General features: G+C 63.8%; 12 protein-coding genes and 1 rRNA gene. 11 read left to right on the forward strand and 2 right to left on the reverse strand.

Features of this window, described 5'->3' with window-relative positions; translation table 11 throughout:
* Positions 1-156 precede the first annotated feature (156 nt).
* Positions 157-270, forward strand: a 5S ribosomal RNA gene (gene rrf / locus AB3X99_RS00005).
* Between the two features lie 130 nt (positions 271-400).
* On the opposite strand, the gene AB3X99_RS00010 is transcribed toward rrf, so the two are convergent.
* The gene (locus AB3X99_RS00010) at positions 401-1,594 is read right to left on the reverse strand and encodes a M20 aminoacylase family protein (protein WP_368615858.1); all 1,194 of its coding nucleotides are present in this window, start codon (positions 1,592-1,594) and stop codon (positions 401-403) included.
* A 178-nt stretch (positions 1,595-1,772) separates the two neighbouring features.
* Here AB3X99_RS00010 and AB3X99_RS00015 point away from each other — a divergent pair, with 178 nt between their 5' ends.
* Positions 1,773-3,851, forward strand: a complete 2,079-nt coding sequence (locus AB3X99_RS00015; RefSeq protein ID WP_368615859.1) for a molybdopterin-dependent oxidoreductase — start codon at positions 1,773-1,775, stop codon at positions 3,849-3,851.
* A 148-nt stretch (positions 3,852-3,999) separates the two neighbouring features.
* Positions 4,000-5,673 (forward strand): long-chain fatty acid--CoA ligase, encoded by a 1,674-nt coding sequence (locus AB3X99_RS00020; protein ID WP_069268478.1) that lies wholly within the window; start codon positions 4,000-4,002, stop codon positions 5,671-5,673.
* Between the two features lie 163 nt (positions 5,674-5,836).
* Here AB3X99_RS00020 and AB3X99_RS00025 read toward each other — a convergent pair whose 3' ends face one another.
* Positions 5,837-7,021 (reverse strand): porin, encoded by a 1,185-nt coding sequence (locus AB3X99_RS00025; protein WP_069268479.1) that lies wholly within the window; start codon positions 7,019-7,021, stop codon positions 5,837-5,839.
* 308 nt (positions 7,022-7,329) lie between these two features.
* Between AB3X99_RS00025 and coq7 the strand changes: the two genes are divergently transcribed.
* From coq7 to mraY, 8 genes are all read left to right on the forward strand, one after another.
* A complete protein-coding gene (gene coq7, locus AB3X99_RS00030; RefSeq protein ID WP_368615860.1) occupies positions 7,330-7,992 on the forward strand; it encodes a 2-polyprenyl-3-methyl-6-methoxy-1,4-benzoquinone monooxygenase in 663 nt (220 codons plus the stop codon).
* Between the two features lie 399 nt (positions 7,993-8,391).
* Complete coding sequence (gene mraZ, locus AB3X99_RS00035; protein ID WP_028207782.1) at positions 8,392-8,820, forward strand: division/cell wall cluster transcriptional repressor MraZ; 429 nt, start codon at positions 8,392-8,394, stop codon at positions 8,818-8,820.
* 17 nt (positions 8,821-8,837) lie between these two features.
* Positions 8,838-9,791 carry a 16S rRNA (cytosine(1402)-N(4))-methyltransferase RsmH gene (gene rsmH, locus AB3X99_RS00040; RefSeq protein WP_069268481.1) on the forward strand — a complete coding sequence of 318 codons (954 nt, stop codon included), beginning with the start codon at positions 8,838-8,840 and terminating at the stop codon, positions 9,789-9,791.
* The gene (gene ftsL / locus AB3X99_RS00045) at positions 9,788-10,144 is read left to right on the forward strand and encodes a cell division protein FtsL (RefSeq protein WP_028207784.1); all 357 of its coding nucleotides are present in this window, start codon (positions 9,788-9,790) and stop codon (positions 10,142-10,144) included. The genes rsmH and ftsL overlap by 4 nt, the downstream gene beginning before the upstream one ends.
* Positions 10,141-12,033 (forward strand): penicillin-binding protein 2, encoded by a 1,893-nt coding sequence (locus AB3X99_RS00050; RefSeq protein ID WP_069268482.1) that lies wholly within the window; start codon positions 10,141-10,143, stop codon positions 12,031-12,033. The genes ftsL and AB3X99_RS00050 overlap by 4 nt, the downstream gene beginning before the upstream one ends.
* Positions 12,030-13,580 (forward strand): UDP-N-acetylmuramoyl-L-alanyl-D-glutamate--2,6-diaminopimelate ligase, encoded by a 1,551-nt coding sequence (locus AB3X99_RS00055; protein WP_368615861.1) that lies wholly within the window; start codon positions 12,030-12,032, stop codon positions 13,578-13,580. Before AB3X99_RS00050 ends, AB3X99_RS00055 begins: the two co-directional genes overlap by 4 nt.
* Positions 13,577-15,001, forward strand: coding sequence for a UDP-N-acetylmuramoyl-tripeptide--D-alanyl-D-alanine ligase (murF, locus tag AB3X99_RS00060; protein WP_342948378.1), 1,425 nt, complete (start codon positions 13,577-13,579; stop codon positions 14,999-15,001). The genes AB3X99_RS00055 and murF overlap by 4 nt, the downstream gene beginning before the upstream one ends.
* 20 nt (positions 15,002-15,021) lie before the next feature.
* Entirely contained in the window at positions 15,022-16,191 is a 1,170-nt protein-coding gene (mraY, locus tag AB3X99_RS00065; RefSeq protein WP_069268485.1) for a phospho-N-acetylmuramoyl-pentapeptide-transferase, read from the forward strand.
* Positions 16,192-16,202: the final 11 nt, after the last annotated feature.

Raw genomic sequence — 16,202 nt, forward strand, 5'->3', positions numbered from 1 at the left:
CGTGTCGGTCTACGTTAATGCTTCAGCATTTACGTAGAACCCACACTATGTGTGTTGTGCCTGAAACAACACAACCCCAATTCAGCAGCACCCTCTTTACGCTTCTTCCCGATTGGCTGTGGCGCGAGCAAGACCGCGACGCAGCAACCCGTCAAGCCTGATGACCATAGCGAGCTGGTCCCACCCCTTCCCATCCCGAACAGGACCGTGAAACAGCTCCACGCCGATGATAGTGCGGATTGCCCGTGTGAAAGTAGGTAATCGTCAGGCTCCTTATGCTGTAACGTCCAGAACCCCGGTGTCTCCGAAAGAGAGCCGGGGTTCTGGCGTTTGGGCTTCTTCAGATGCAGGAAAACAAAAAAGCCGTCCAATGGACGGCTTTTTGCATTGGTGCCTCGAATTACTGCTGCGCCAGAAATTTCGTCGCCAGATGCACCCAAAACGACGAACCGACCGGCAGCAGTTGATCGTTGAAGTCATAGCTCGCGTTGTGCAGCATGCAAGGGCCTGCGCCGTGCCCTGCATCACGGTGACCGCCTTCGCCGTTGCCGAGAAACGCGTAGCAGCCCGGTTTCTCCAGCAGCATGAACGAGAAGTCCTCGGCGCCCATGGTCGGTTCGACGTTCGCATCGACGTGATCGGCGCCGACAACCTCGCGCATGACCTCCGCGGCGAATTGCGCCTCCGCGCTGCTGTTCACCGTCGGCGGATAGTTGCGATGGAAGGTGATGTCGACCGAGCAGTCGTACGCATCAGCTGTGCTCTCGGCGATCTTGCGCAGTCGCGATTCGATCAGATCCAGCGTTTCCGTCGTGAAGGTACGCACCGTTCCCGCGAGCCATGCCGTATTCGGCACCACGTTGACCGCGTCGCCCGCATGAATCTGCGTGATCGAGAGCACGGCCGTATCGAGCGGCTTCTTGTTGCGCGTGATGATGCTCTGCAACCCGTTCGCGATCTGCACCGCCGTGAAGACCGGATCGCGGCCGTTGTGCGGCAACGCGGCGTGCGAACCTACACCATTGATTTCAATGCGGAATTCGTTACTCGAGGCCATAATCGGCCCTTCGGTCACGCCGAAGTAGCCGGCCGGCATGCCCGGCCAGTTATGAATGCCGAAGACGGCGTCCACGGGAAATTGTTTGAAGAGGCCATCTTCGATCATGGCTTTCGCGCCGGCGCCGCCTTCTTCGGCGGGCTGGAAAATGAAGACGATCGTGCCGTCGAACTGTCCGTGCCGCGCGAGATATTGCGCCGCGCCAAGCAGCATCGCGGTATGGCCGTCGTGGCCGCACGCGTGCATCTTGCCTTCGTTGCGCGAGCGATGGTCGAACGTATTGAGTTCCTGGATCGGCAACGCGTCCATATCGGCGCGTAATCCAACCATCCGTTTGCCGGTGCCGCGTTTGAGCACGCCGACAACGCCGGTTTGGCCCATGCCGCGATGCACTTCAATGCCCCATTCCGTGAGCTTTGCCGCAACGAGGTCGGAGGTTTGGGTTTCTTCGTAGCGCAGTTCGGGATGCGCGTGGATCGTTCGTCGGAGGCCCTGAATTTCGCCTTGGGCGGCCTGGATTTCCGGGATCAGTTTCATGGCGGACGGTGCTCGAAAAGTGGTCGCCCGGCCTTCGTCTCCAAAATAGGCCGGGTCTAGACGGACCATTCTACGCCGAACCTTTTTTTTCGCGCCAAGCACAGGGTGCGTACAGGGCCCGCACCCCGAACATAATAAAATCGCTTTTACGACAAAACGCCTCACCCACGGATTTCCGATGAACGCCCCAGCCGAATTTGCCCGTGCAGTTTGCCCGCACGATTGTCCCGATACCTGCGCGATGCGCGTGAGCGTCGAAAATGGCCGGGCGATCAAGGTGAGCGGCGACCCCGACCACCCGCCCACGCAAGGCGTGCTGTGCACGAAGGTGACCCGCTATGCGGAGCGCGTCCATCATCCGAAACGTTTGACGCAGCCGATGAAGCGTGTGGGGCGCAAGGGGGAAGGGCGTTTCGAGCCGATCAGCTGGGAGGAAGCCTGTCGCATCGCAGCCGAACGCCTCGGCGAAATCGCGCAGCGCGCGCCCGAAGCGATCCTGCCGTACAGCTATGCCGGCACGATGGGACTCGTTCAGGGCGATAGCATCGCCCAGCGCTTCTTCCACAAGCTCGGCGCATCGCGTCTCGATCGCGCGATCTGCGCGGCGGCGGGCGCCGCCGGCCTGCGTTATACGTTCGGCTCGAGCCTCGGCATGCTCACCGAGTATTTCGCGGAAAGCGAAGTGATCCTGATCTGGGGCGCCAACCCTATTGCGTCGAACCTGCACTTCTGGACCCGCGCGCAGGAAGCGAAACGCAACGGCGCGAAGCTGATCGCGATCGACCCCTATCGCTCGCTGACGGCCGAAAAGTGCCATCAGCACATTGCGCTTAAGCCCGGCACGGACGGCGCGCTCGCGCTCGGCATGATGCACGTGCTGATCACCGAGGACCGTCTCGATCACGATTACATTGCGGCCCACACGCACGGCTTCGACGCGCTGAAGGCGCGTGCGCTGACCTATACGCCCGCACGTGTCGCCGCGATCTGCGACATCGAGGAGCAGGCAGTCGTCGATCTCGCGCGCCTCTACGCCTCGACGCGCAAGGCGGCAATTCGCATGAACTATGGCCTGCAGCGCGTGCGCGGCGGCGGCAACGCCGTGCGTGCCATCGCCTGCCTGCCCGCGTTGACCGGTGCATGGCGCGAGCGCGCGGGCGGCGTGCTGCTTTCGTCGTCTGGCTGGGCGCCCGTCGATGCGAACGCGCTCCAGCGTCCGGATCTGATCCCGGGCTGGCCGCAGCATCAGCCGCGCATCGTCAACATGAACCAGATTGGCAACGCGCTCACGCACGCAGGCGACGCCGCATTCGGGCCGAAGGTCGAAGCGATCGTCGTCTACAACTCGAATCCGGTTGCGGTTGCGCCCGAGTCGGCGAAGGTCGCGGCTGGCTTCGCGCGCGAGGACCTCTTTACGATCGTGCTCGAGCAGTTCCAGACCGACACCGCCGATTACGCCGATCTACTGCTGCCGGCCACGACCCAGCTCGAACATCTCGACGTCCACAAGTCGTACGGCCACACGCACGTCATGGCGAACTTGCCGGCCATCGCGCCCGTTGGCGAGGCGCGGCCGAATACCGAAATCTTCCGCTGCATCGCACGCGCGATGGGTCTGACCGAGCCGGCGCTGTTCGAAAGCGATGAAGACGTGGCGGCCCATGCATTCGACTGGAACGATCCCGCACTGGGCGGCGCCGACTGGGCGGCGCTCAAGCGCGAAGGCTGGCTGAAGCTGAACATCCCCGAAGCGCCGTTTGCGAACGGCGGTTTTCGCACGCCGACGGGCAAGTGCGAGTTCCATAGCGAGGCGCTTGCGAAGGCCGGGCTCGATCCGCTGCCCGATTACCTGCCGCCGCACGAGTCGGCGGATGGCGCGCCCGAACTCGCCGCGCGTTATCCGCTCGCGATGATCTCGCCGCCTGCGCGCAACTTCCTGAACAGTACCTTCGTGAACGTGGAAAGCTTGCGCGCGACCGAAGGGGAGCCGCACGTGGACCTCCATCCGGCCGACGCCGCCCGCCGCGAGATTGCCGACGGCGACGAGGTTCGCGTGTTCAACGACCGCGGCTCGATGCGCGCGCGGGCGCGTGTGACCGATCGGGCGCGCAGCGGTCTCGTGGTCGGCCTGTCGATCTGGTGGAAGAAGCTTGCGCCAGATGGCCGCAACGCCAACGAAGTGACGAGCCAGGCGCTTACCGATCTTGGCGGCTCAGCGACTTTCTATGACTGCCTCGTCGAGGTCGAGCGCGCCTGAAAGCGCCTCAAGCTACCGCTAGCCGCCCCGCAACGTGCGTTCGAGGGGCCTTTCTAACTCGCTGATTTGCTGACATAAAAGCTGGGTCGCCATGCTACGATCCAATTTTTTAGCACGACCATTCGAAAAATCAAGGAGGAGACGCTGCATGGAAAAAGTCTGGCTGAAATCGTACCCGCCCGGCGTTCCCGCTGAAATCGATGCAAGCCGTTACGCGTCCATCACTGCGCTGCTCGAGGAGAGCTTCAGCGAATTCCGTGCAAAGCCCGCTTTCGCCTGCATGGGCAAGACGATCACCTACGGCGAGCTGGACCAGCTCTCCCAGCGTCTGGCCGCGTGGTTCCAGTCGCGCGGCATCGCACGTGGTGCGCGCATCGCGCTCATGATGCCCAACGTGCTCCAGTATCCGGTCGCGCTCGCCGCAGTGCTGCGCGCGGGATATGTCGTCGTGAACGTCAATCCGCTCTACACGCCGCGCGAACTCGAACACCAGTTGAAGGACAGCGGCGCCGAGGCGATCGTCGTCCTCGAGAATTTTGCCGGAACCGTAAGCGCGGTCGTCGCCAATACGCGCGTGAAGCACGTGCTGGTCGCGGCGATGGGCGACCTCCTTGGCGCGAAGGGCTTCATCGTCAACTTTGTCGTGCGAAGCGTGAAGAAGATGGTGCCTGCCTGGAACCTGCCCGGCCACGTGCGCTTCAACGACGCGCTCGCCGAAGGTGCGCGCACTGGCTTCAAGCGCGTCGAACAGACGCCCGAGGACGTCGCCTTCCTGCAGTACACGGGCGGCACGACCGGTGTGGCCAAGGGGGCGACGCTGCTGCATCGCAACCTGATCGCCAACGTGCTGCAGTCGGCGGCATGGACCGAGCCCGCGCTGGCGAAATTGCCGTCCGGTACGCAACCGGTGACGGTCGCGGCGCTGCCTCTTTATCACGTGTTCGCCCTGACCGTTTGCGGGCTGCTGACGCTGCGCACCGGCGGTCTCGCGATCCTGATTCCGAATCCGCGCGATATCGCGGGCATGATCAAAGAGCTGCGCGGGTACTCGATCACGTGTTTCCCCGCGGTGAATACGCTCTACAACGCGATGCTCAACCATCCGGAATTCGGCAATCTGGACTTCACGCACCTGCTCGTTGCGAACGGCGGCGGCATGGCGGTGCAGGAAGCGGTGGCCAAGCGCTGGTACGAGCGCACGCATACGCCGATCGTCGAAGGCTATGGCCTTTCGGAAACCTCACCCAGCGTAACCTGCAATCCGGTCACGGCGACGGAATACACCGGCACGATCGGCTTGCCGCTGCCTTCCACTGAAATCTCGATTCGCGACGACGCCGGCAACGAACTGCCGATCGGCGAGGCGGGCGAGATCTGCATCCGTGGGCCGCAGGTGATGGCGGGCTACTGGCAGCGGCCCGAAGAAACGGCGAAGGTCATGACGCCGGACGGATACTTCAAGTCGGGCGACATCGGTCTCATCAACGCGCGCGGCTACATCAAGCTCGTCGACCGCAAGAAGGACATGATTCTGGTCTCGGGCTTCAATGTGTATCCGAACGAAGTCGAGGATGTCGTGGCCAAGCTGCCGGGCGTGTTCGAAGTGGCGGCGGTGGGCGTGCCGGACCAGAATTCGGGCGAGGCGGTGAAGCTCTATATCGTCAAGAAGGACCCGGCGCTCACCGACAAGGACGTGTTCGAGTACTGCAAGACGCAGCTCACCGGCTACAAGCGGCCGAAGATCATCGAGTTCCGCAACGATCTGCCCAAGAGCAACGTCGGCAAGATCCTGCGCCGCGAGCTGCGCGACGGTCGCGCCTGAAAACGCAAGAGCGAAGCGAAAGGCCAGCGAGTCAAAAGCGAAGAGCGGCCTGCCCATCGAGGGCAGGCCGCTTTTTTGTCGTGCGCACTGTCGCGAAACGACACGAAGCACCAAAGAAAAAAGGCGCCCGGAGGCGCCTTCGAGATTACAGCGACTGTTCTTCTTAGAACTTGTGACGGATACCAACGCGAGCCGTGAACACGTTGTTCGTGCTCGACGGCGTCAGGCCGTTGATCGACGCGACAGCGGTGTTGCCCGTCGAGTCGGAGCCCGTAGCGTGCTGGTACACGCCGATCAGGTAGACGTCCGTGCGCTTCGACAGGAAGTAGTCCGTGCCCAGTGCGTACTGGAAGTACTTCGCGCCGCTTTCGCTCGTGCCGTTCGCACGCGTGACGCTGCTGCCGTCCGTGAAGTCGAACGCGAAGCCTGCCAGCAGGGCCGGCGTGAACTGGTACTTGATGTTCGCTTCGACGTTGTTGAAGTTGGCATTCGTGCCGCGTTGGAACAGCGAGGTCGACGTCTGGCCGAGGTTGCGGAAGCTGACGTTCGAGTACGTCAGGCCGAGCGTTGCTGCGCCGAACGTGTATGCGCCGCCTGCGCCGATGACCTGGTACGTGTTGGCCGATGCGAAGCCGCCGTACACCGGATTGCCAGCAGCCGTCAGCGCTGCCGAAGCACCAGCCGAGCCGCCGTTGTTGAACAGGCCGCCGGTAGCGTTCGGCGTACGTGCGTTCAGGTAGCCCACGCCGAGGACGAGGGGACCGTTGTTGTAGCCAGCGCCCAACGACCAGATCTGGTTCGCCGAGAAGTTGCCTGCCTGGCCACCGAAGCTGTACGTGCCGCCGAACGTCAGGCCAGCGTAGTTGGCGCTGGTGAACTTGACCGTGTTGTTCGTACGGTAGGCGTTGTTGAAGTTGTCCAGATCCTGCGGGTGAGCAGCGATGTAGCCGCCCCACTGGTCGCCTGCTTCGAGCGGGCCGACGTAGTCGACGACGGAGTCGTACTGGCGACCCAGCGTGACCGTGCCGAACTGTGCGCTCGAGAGGCCGACATAAGCCTGACGACCGAACATCAGGCCGCCTTGACCGAGCTTGCCGGTGTTCACGTCAAAACCATTTTCCAACACGAAGACTGCCTTCAGGCCGCCGCCGAGGTCTTCAGCGCCGCGCAGGCCGAAACGGCTGCCTTGCATCACGCCGCTCGACAGGTTGTACAGGTGCTTGCCACCCGAATTCGTGTTGATGTTGAAACCTTCGTCGATGATACCGTACAGCGTGACGCTGCTCTGAGCGTGAGCAACGCCCGCGAACGCGCCCAGCGCAGCCAGCGCGAGAAGCGACTTCTTCATTGAATGATCTCCAGTGTTTGCGAATCTTTTGCGTCTTTTAACGGGACCAGTTTTTTATCTTGCGTAGGGTCCTGTCCTTCTAACTTCGCGAGAAGTTGCACGTAATGTAACAAAAGGGTTAACAGTCACAAAGGAAAAGCCTGGACCTCGCTAAGTACCTGTTTCGTTTACACAACATGGTCTAGAATATGCAGCTATCTATCGGCGCTGCCCCGGATTGACGGATGTCCGTGAGTTTGTGTAGTGGTGAAAGGGCAGTCCGGGCGAGCGACCAATCCGGCTCGCCAACGAAATGAAAGGGAGGCTGGATGACGCTAGATGACTTGATTACCGAATTCGACCGGGGCCTGCGCTCTCTCACCGGCGTGTCGCGCATGACGCGTCCGATGCCGCAGCCTTCCCCCGTGACCATCGAAGTGACGCCCGAGGGCGATGCCGTACCAGCCGGCAGCGAACTCACGGCTGCCGAGCGCACGCACGCCGCCGGCCTCATGCGCGTCAATCACGTCGGTGAAGTGTGCGCGCAGGCGCTGTATCAGGCGCAGAAAATCTCGGCGCGCTCGCCCTCGCTCAGGGCGGCCTTCGAGCAAGCCGCGCGCGAGGAAGAGGACCACCTCGCGTGGACCTCGCGCCGGCTACAGGCGCTCGACTCGCGTCCGAGCCTCCTTAATCCGCTCTGGTACGCAGGCGCGCTCGCGATCGGCTTCGCCGCCGGCCGCCTGGGTGACAAGGTGAGCCTCGGCTTCATGGCCGAAACCGAGCGCCAGGTCGAGCATCATCTCGACAGCCACCTCGACAGCTTGCCGCCCGCCGATCTCGAGTCGCGCGCGGTCGTCGAGCAAATGCGCGCCGACGAAATCTCGCACGCAAAATCGGCCGCCGATCTGGGCGGAGTCGAATTGCCTTTGCCGGTGCGTTCGCTAATGCGTGTAGCATCGAAAGTGATGACGCGAACCGCCTACTACATCTGATTAATGCGTATGGGCCGGCAATCGCTGTCGGCCCATACTCGGATTAATCTTTCAGAGCTTTCAGCCCCCGGTTTTAATCCCCGCAAGCCCCCCGCTCGATCCCTCCGTAGGCCGTTTATCGCCGCGCTTTTCACGTATCACCTTCAGAACCTGCGTTAGCTCATTCATTCATAACGGTTTTTGGCTTTTGTCTCGACTTCAACAAGTGCCGCTAAGTCCTTGTTCTAGCGGATAAATTTCGTCAAAAAACGTCCGGTCTCCCTTGACCCTCGTTGGGCGTTCCTCTAAAGTGGGAGACAGTGTGAGAAAGTGTATTTTTGTGTGATTTCAGGCGCGTATTCAGGTAGATTTTCCGGGATTTAGGCGGGCGGCCAAAAGCGCCGCATAAGGGGGAGCAAATTGTTCCAGGGGGCGTCGGCGCTGACACTCGATGCGAAAGGACGGATGTCGATTCCGTCTCGCTATCGGGAAGCGCTGCAACAACAGGCAGAAGGACGGGTGACGATCACCAAGCACCCGGACGGCTGCCTGTTGCTATTTCCGCGCCCCGAATGGGAAGTGTTCCGCTCGAAGGTCGCCGCGTTGCCGATGGACGCGCACTGGTGGCGCCGTATTTTTCTGGGCAATGCGTCCGACGTCGATGTCGATAGTGCTGGCCGCGTGCTCGTCTCACCTGAATTGCGTCTGGCGGCAGGAATGGAAAAGGAAGTCATGCTGCTCGGCATGGGTAGTCATTTTGAGTTGTGGGATGCGCAGACCTACGCCGCCAAGGAACAGGCGGCGATGGCGCAGGGCATGCCCGACGCCTTGAAAAATTTCACGTTCTGATCGCGGTTCAAAACGCTATGGCATCTGCGATGGGACAGGGACTGCAGCATCGCACGGTGCTGCTAGACGAAGCGGTGAACGCGCTGGTCACGCGCGCGGACGGCGTCTATGTGGACGGCACGTTCGGTCGCGGCGGGCACAGTCGCGCGATCCTCGGGCGTCTCGGCGAGGCCGGGCGCCTGATCGCGTTCGACAAGGACCCGCTGGCGATCGCGACGGCGCAAACCGTGAACGACGCGCGGTTCTCGATCGTGCATGAGAGTTTTGCTTCGCTGCGCGACGAGCTCGCGTCGCGCGGGGTAGGGCGTGTGTCGGGAATATTGCTGGACCTTGGCGTGTCGTCGCCGCAGTTCGACGATCCGCAGCGCGGTTTCAGTTTCCGCGCGGATGGCCCGCTCGACATGCGGATGGACCCGACGCGCGGCGAGTCCGCCGCTGACTGGCTCGCTCGGGCCACGTTGCAGGAACTGACGGAGGTAATTCGGGATTATGGGGAAGAACGGTTTGCTTTTCAGATTGCAAAGGCGCTTGTTGCTCGCCGGGCAGAGTCCGACCGTCTCGGGCCTCTCGACAGCACGGGCGAGCTTGCCCAAATCGTGGCTAACGTCGTCAAAACCCGTGAGAAGGGTAAGGACCCGGCAACCCGCACCTTTCAAGCTATACGGATTCACGTCAATCAAGAGCTTGCGGAGCTGCAGGTCGTTCTAGAAGCAGCACTGTCGTTGCTGGAACAGGGGGGGCGGCTGGTGGTCATCAGCTTTCATTCGCTCGAAGACCGGATCGTCAAGCGGTTCATGCAGGCGCACGCAAGCGCGCCGGCGGTGGATCGCCGCTTGCCGATCCGCGCCGTCGACCTGCCGAGCCCGCCGCTCAAGCTGCTCGGCCGCGTATTCGCGAGCGACGAAGAAGTCGCCGCGAATCCGCGCGCCCGCTCGGCCGTGATGCGCACCGCGGAGCGCGTCACGCCATGAATCGTCTGAACATCTTCCTGCTGATTGTCGTCATGGGGTGCGCGCTTTCCGTCGTGAACGCCACCAATCAGCAGCGCCAGATCTTCATCCAGTTGCAACGTGCGCAGTCGCAGGAGCATCAGCTTCAGCAGGACTACGCACAGCTTCAATATCAGCAGAGCGCGCTGTCGAGAACGTCGCGCATCGAACAGATCGCCACCGACTCGCTCAAGATGCAGCCCGTCACGACCGGACGCACGCAATATCTGACGCTCGCGCCCGGCAGCGCAACCGCCGTCGACGCACCCGTGCCGACCTCGGCGCCCCCGCAGGGCGCCGCGCCTACGCCTGCCCGCCGCGGAGGCACGCGATGAAAAAGGACAATCGCCGCAAGAGCGTTGCCTTCAGCGCCAACCCCATTCTCTCCGTGCGCCTGCCGATGTGGCGCTCGAAGCTCGTCGTATTCCTGCTCTTCATGGCGTTCGTCGCGCTTGCCGCGCGCGCGTTCTGGATTCAGGGGCCAGGCAACGCGTTCTATCAGAAGCAGGGCGAAAGCCGCTACCAGCGCACGATCGAGTTACCGGCCACGCGCGGCAAGATTCTCGACCGTAACGGCCTCGTGCTCGCCACGAGCCTGCCCGTGCGCGCGATCTGGGCGATTCCCGAAGCCGTGCCCGACGATCTCGGCGCCGACAAGCTCAACCAGCTCGGCGCGCTGCTCGGCATGAACACGAAAGAGCTGCGTGCGAAGCTCCACGAAGACAAGACCTTCGTCTATGTGAAGCGCCAGGTGCCGCTCGACGTCGCGCAGAAAGTGACGGCGCTCGACATTCCGGGTATTTACCAGCGCAACGAATACAAGCGCTTCTATCCGGAAGGCGACGTCACCGCGCACTTGATCGGCTTCACCAACGTCGAGGACGAGGGCCAGGAAGGCGTCGAGCTGTCGGACCAGAAGGTGCTCGCGGGCGTGCCGGGCATTCGCCACGTCATCAAGGACCGCATGGGCCACATCGTCGAGGACGTCGACGAGACGGTCGTGCCCCACGATGGCAAGGACGTCGAACTGTCGATCGACAGCAAGATTCAGTACATCGCCTATTCGAACCTGAAGGCTGCCGTCGAGAAGTTCAGGGCCAAGGCCGGCGCTGCGGTGGTGGTGGACGTGCGCACGGGCGAAGTGCTCGCGCTCGTGAACTATCCGACCTACAACCCGAACGACCGCTCGCATCTCACGGGCGAGCAGCTTCGCAACCGCATTCTCACCGACGTGTTCGAGCCGGGTTCGATCATGAAGCCCTTCACGGTGTCGCTTGCGCTGGATCTGCACCGCGTCTCGCCGAGTACACTGGTGGATACGGGCGCGGGCCACTTCACCCTCGACGGTGCGACCATCACCGACGACGCCGGTTTTGGCGTGCTGACGGTGGGCGGCGTGATCCAGAAGTCGAGCAACATCGGCGCGACCAAGATCGCGATGACGCTCAAGCCCGAAGAAATGTGGGACATGTACACCAGCATCGGTCTCGGTCAGGCGCCGAAGGTCGGGTTCCCCGGCGCGGCGGCGGGCCGTTTGCGTCCGTGGAAAAGCTGGCGCCGCATCGAGCAGGCGACGATGTCCTACGGCTACGGCCTCTCCGTTTCGCTGTTCCAGCTTGCGCGCGCGTACACGGCGATCGCGCACGACGGCCAGATTCTGCCGGTCACGATCTTCCGCCACCCCGGCGACACGCAGCCGGTGCAGGGCACCCAGGTCTTCGCGCCGACCACGGCGCGTGAAGTGCGCACGATGCTGGAGAGTGTGGTGTCGAAGGACGGCACTTCGCCCGACGCCGCCGTGCCCGGCTACCGCGTGGGCGGCAAGTCCGGTACGGCGTACAAGCACGGCCCGCACGGCTACGATCATTCGAAATACCGCGCGTCGTTCGTCGGCATGGCGCCGATGCCGAATCCGCGCATCGTCGTGGCCGTCACGGTCGACGAACCGACGGCCGGCAGCCACTTCGGCGGTGCCGTGTCGGGCCCGGTGTTCTCTGGCATCGTCGGCGATACGCTGCGCTCGCTCAACGTTCCGCCGGATATGCCGGTGAAGCAGCTCGTCGTCGAGGACAACAGCGCCGCCGCCTCGGCCCCGGCCGTCGCGAACGCGCCCGCTGCGCCCGTGAAGCACGCGGCGAACACGCCTACCGCGAAAAGCGCCGCAGCCGCGCATCACATGACCGTCGCGGACAACGCGAAAAATCGACCCGGAGTCGTCCGATGAGCGCCACGCGCAACCAGCATCCCGCGCACCGGCAGATCGCGGACGCGCTCGCATGGCTGCGCGCGCACGTCGCGCCAGAAGCGGGCCTGCACGCCGACACGCGCTCGCTCAAGCCGGGCGATGTGTTTCTCGCCTACGCCGTCGAGGGCGCGGACAGCCGCCCGCACATCGCCAACGCGATCGAGCGGGGCGCTGCAGCCGTGCTGTATCAGCCGGAAGGGTATGCAGGCGAGAAGCTCGACGCGTCGATTGCGCTGGCTGTACCGCAGCTCGACGTGCTCGCGGGCGAAATCGCCAGCGGCTGGTATGGCGACCCGAGCGATGCCATGCTCGTGGTCGGCGTGACGGGAACAAACGGCAAGACGTCGTGCAGCCAGTGGATCGCCTCGGCGTTGACGGCCATCGGCCAGAAGTGCGCGATCGTCGGCACGCTGGGCACGGGCTTTCCGGGTCAGCTCGTGCATACGGGCTTCACCACGCCCGACGCGCCGCAGCTGCAGCGCAGCCTCGCGCAATTGCGCGGCGCTGGCGCACAGGCGATCGCGATGGAAGTCTCCTCGCACGCGCTGCATCAGGGCCGCGTGAACGGCACGTCGTTCGACATCGGCGTCTTCACGAATCTCACGCAAGACCATCTCGACTATCACCACACGTTCGAGGCCTACGAGGCCGCGAAGGCGCGTCTGTTCGCATGGCCGGGCCTGCGCGCCGCGATCATCAACACCGACGACGCAGCGGGCCGCCGCCTGATCGCCGCGACGCGCGGCAAGGCTCGCACGATTGCGTATGGCGTGGCGACGCCCGCCGCCGACGCACCCGTCGCCGACGCGTGGCTGCGCGCGAACGACGTGCGCGCGACTGCCACCGGCACGGCGTTCCATCTGGAAACGTCGGATTGGGGCGAGGCGCAAGTCGAGGCGCATGTTCTCGGCCTCTTCAACGTGAGCAATCTGCTCGGCGTGCTCGGCGCGCTGCTTGCGGCGAACGTGCCGCTCGTCGCGGCGCTCAACGAGATCTCGAAGCTGCAGCCGGTGAACGGCCGCATGGAGCGTCTTGGCGGCCGCGCCGATCACGACGAGCCGCTCATCGTGATCGATTACGCGCATACGCCGGACGCGCTCGAAAAAACGCTCGAAGCGCTGCGCCCGATGGCGGCCGCACGCGGCGGCCAGCTCGTCTGCATGTTCGGCTGCGGCGGCGATCGCGACGCGACCAAGCGCCCGCTCATGGGCGCGATCGCGGAACGCCTCGCCGACCAGGTCGTCGTGACGAGCGACAACCCGCGCAGCGAGTCGCCGGCCGCGATCATCGAGCAGATCGCGCAAGGCATGCGCGACGCCGCGAAGGCGCGCCGCATCGAGGATCGCGCGAGTGCGATCCTGCAGGCGGTGCGCGGCGCGGCGCGCGAAGACGTCGTCGTGCTGGCCGGCAAAGGCCACGAGGCGACCCAGGAAATCATGGGCAAGAAGCGCGCGTTCTCCGATCAGGACCACGCGCGGCTTGCACTCGCCGCCCGTGCCACGCACGGGCGCGGAGGTGGTGAATGACGATGCTTTCCCTGCGGGAAGCCGCGGCGCTGATTCCCGGCGCGAGCGTACTCGGCGACGAGAACGCCACGTTCGAGCGCATTTCGACCGACAGCCGCACCACCGGCCCCGGCGATCTCTTCGTCGCGCTCAAGGGTGACCGCTTCGACGCGCACGACTTTCTCGGCGAAGTTGCGAACCGCCAGGTGAGCGCGGCGCTTGTTTCGCGCAGCCCCGGCGACTGGCGCATCCCTGCGCTGCGCGTGGACGACACGCGCAAGGCGCTCGGCGCGCTCGCGCTCGGCTGGCGCCGCCGCTTTTCGATGCCGCTCGTCGCCGTGACGGGCAGTAACGGCAAAACGACGGTCAAGGAAATGATCGCGTCGATCTTCGCGGCGGCCGTTGGAGAAAATTTGCGTCTCGCGACCACCGGAAACCTCAATAACGACATCGGCGTGCCGTTAACGTTGCTGCGTTTGAGCGGCGCTCATCGGCTGGCGGTGGTCGAACTCGGCATGAATCATCCTGGCGAGACCGAGTTGCTGGCGAAATTCGCCGAGCCGACGGTCGCGGTGGTGAACAACGCGCAGCGCGAACATCAGGAATTCATGGCGACGGTGGAAGCCGTCGCGCTCGAGCATGCGAGCGTGATTCACACGCTCAAGCCCACGGGCGTCGCGGTGTTTCCCGCCGACGATGCCTACGCGAGCATCTGGCGCGTGGCGGCGACGGGTTCGCGCATCCTCGACTTCGCGCTGCATACGGATACGCGTGCGGTTGAAGCGGCAGTCACCGGCAAGCTCGTCGACAAGCTCGCGGGCAGCCGTCTCGCGATCGCGACGCCGGAAGGCCATCTCGAAGTGGAGTTGAAGGTGCTGGGCGCACACAACGCGCACAACGCGCTCGCGGCCACGGCGGCGGCGATTGCGTCGGGCGTCTCGCTCGAAGCGATCGGCCGCGGGCTCGAGGCGTTCGAGCCGGTGAAGGGCCGCTTGCAGGTGAAGCGCGCGGCGCTTGGCGAGCTGACGGGCGCGACGGTGATCGACGACACCTACAACGCGAATCCCGACTCGGTGCGTGCAGCGATCGACGTGCTGGCTTCGCGCACGTCGCCGCGTGTGCTCGTGCTCGGAGACATGGGCGAAGTCGGCGACGACGGTCCCGCCTTTCACCGCGAGGTGGGCGCTTACGCGAAGGAACGCGGCATCGACGCGCTCTACACGCTCGGCGACGCAGCGCGTGACAGCGCGACGGCGTTCGGCGCGCAGGCGCTGCATGCCGCCGACGTGAGCGAACTCGTGCGCGCACTGGCTGGTGCCGGTTACGGCGCTGGCGCAACGATTCTCGTGAAAGGCTCGCGCTTCATGCAGATGGAGCGCGTAGTAGCGGCACTCACGAATCCGCAAAACCCTGCGCCGGACGCGAAGTCCGGTGCGCACTGAAATACGAAGGAATACAAGGCATGCTACTGGCGCTGGCGCAATGGCTGCAGAATGACGCAAGCTTCTTGCGCGTGTTCAGTTATCTGACGTTCCGTGCGGTGATGGCCACCATCACCGCGATGGCGATCGGGCTTTTCCTCGGCCCGTGGGTGATCCGCAAGCTCACCGCAATGAAGGTCGGCCAGGCCGTGCGCACGGACGGCCCGCAAACTCACCTCGTGAAGTCCGGCACGCCCACCATGGGCGGCGTGCTCATTCTGCTGGGCATCGCGGTTTCCACCTTGCTGTGGGGCGATCTTACGAACCGCTTCATCTGGATCGTGATGCTCGTCACGTTCGGCTTCGGCGCGATCGGCTGGGTCGACGACTATCGCAAGGTCGTCTACAAGGACCCGCGCGGCATGTCTTCGCGCGAGAAGTACTTCTGGCAGTCGGTGATCGGTCTGTTCGCGGCGGTGTACCTCGCGTTCAGTGTGTCCGAAGCGAGCAACGTGCGCGTGTTCGATCTCTTCACGGCGTGGGTGCGTAGCGGCCTGTCGATGGGCCTGCCCGCGCGCGCCGACTTGCTGCTGCCGTTCCTCAAGTCGATCAGCTATCCGCTCGGCGTGTGGGGCTTCATCGCGCTCACGTACTTCGTGATCGTCGGCGCGAGCAACGCCGTGAACCTCACCGATGGCCTCGACGGTCTCGTGATCATGCCGGTCGTGCTCGTTGGCGCGTCGCTCGGCGTGTTCGCCTACGTGATGGGCAGCTCGGTCTACTCGAAGTATCTGCTCTTTCCGCACATTGCCGGCGCTGGCGAACTGCTCATCTTCTGTTCGGCGATGGGCGGGGCAGGGCTCGCGTTCCTCTGGTTCAACACGTATCCAGCGCAAGTGTTTATGGGCGACGTGGGCGCGCTCGCGCTCGGCGGCGCGCTGGGAACCATTGCGGTGATCGTGCGTCAGGAAATCGTGCTTTTCATCATGGGCGGCATTTTCGTTGCGGAGACGCTCTCGGTGATGCTGCAGGTCACCTGGTTCAAGTACACGAAGAAGCGTTACGGCGAAGGGCGCCGCATCTTCAAGATGGCGCCGCTGCATCACCATTTCGAGCTGTCTGGCTGGAAGGAAACGCAGGTTGTCGTGCGTTTCTGGGTCATCACGCTGATGCTGTGTCTGATCGGTCTGTCCACGCTCAAGCTGCGTTGAGCCTCTAAGTA

It is taken from the genome of Paraburkholderia sp. BR10882 (genome assembly GCF_040948855.1).
Classification (GTDB): Bacteria; Pseudomonadota; Gammaproteobacteria; order Burkholderiales; family Burkholderiaceae; genus Paraburkholderia; species Paraburkholderia nodosa_A.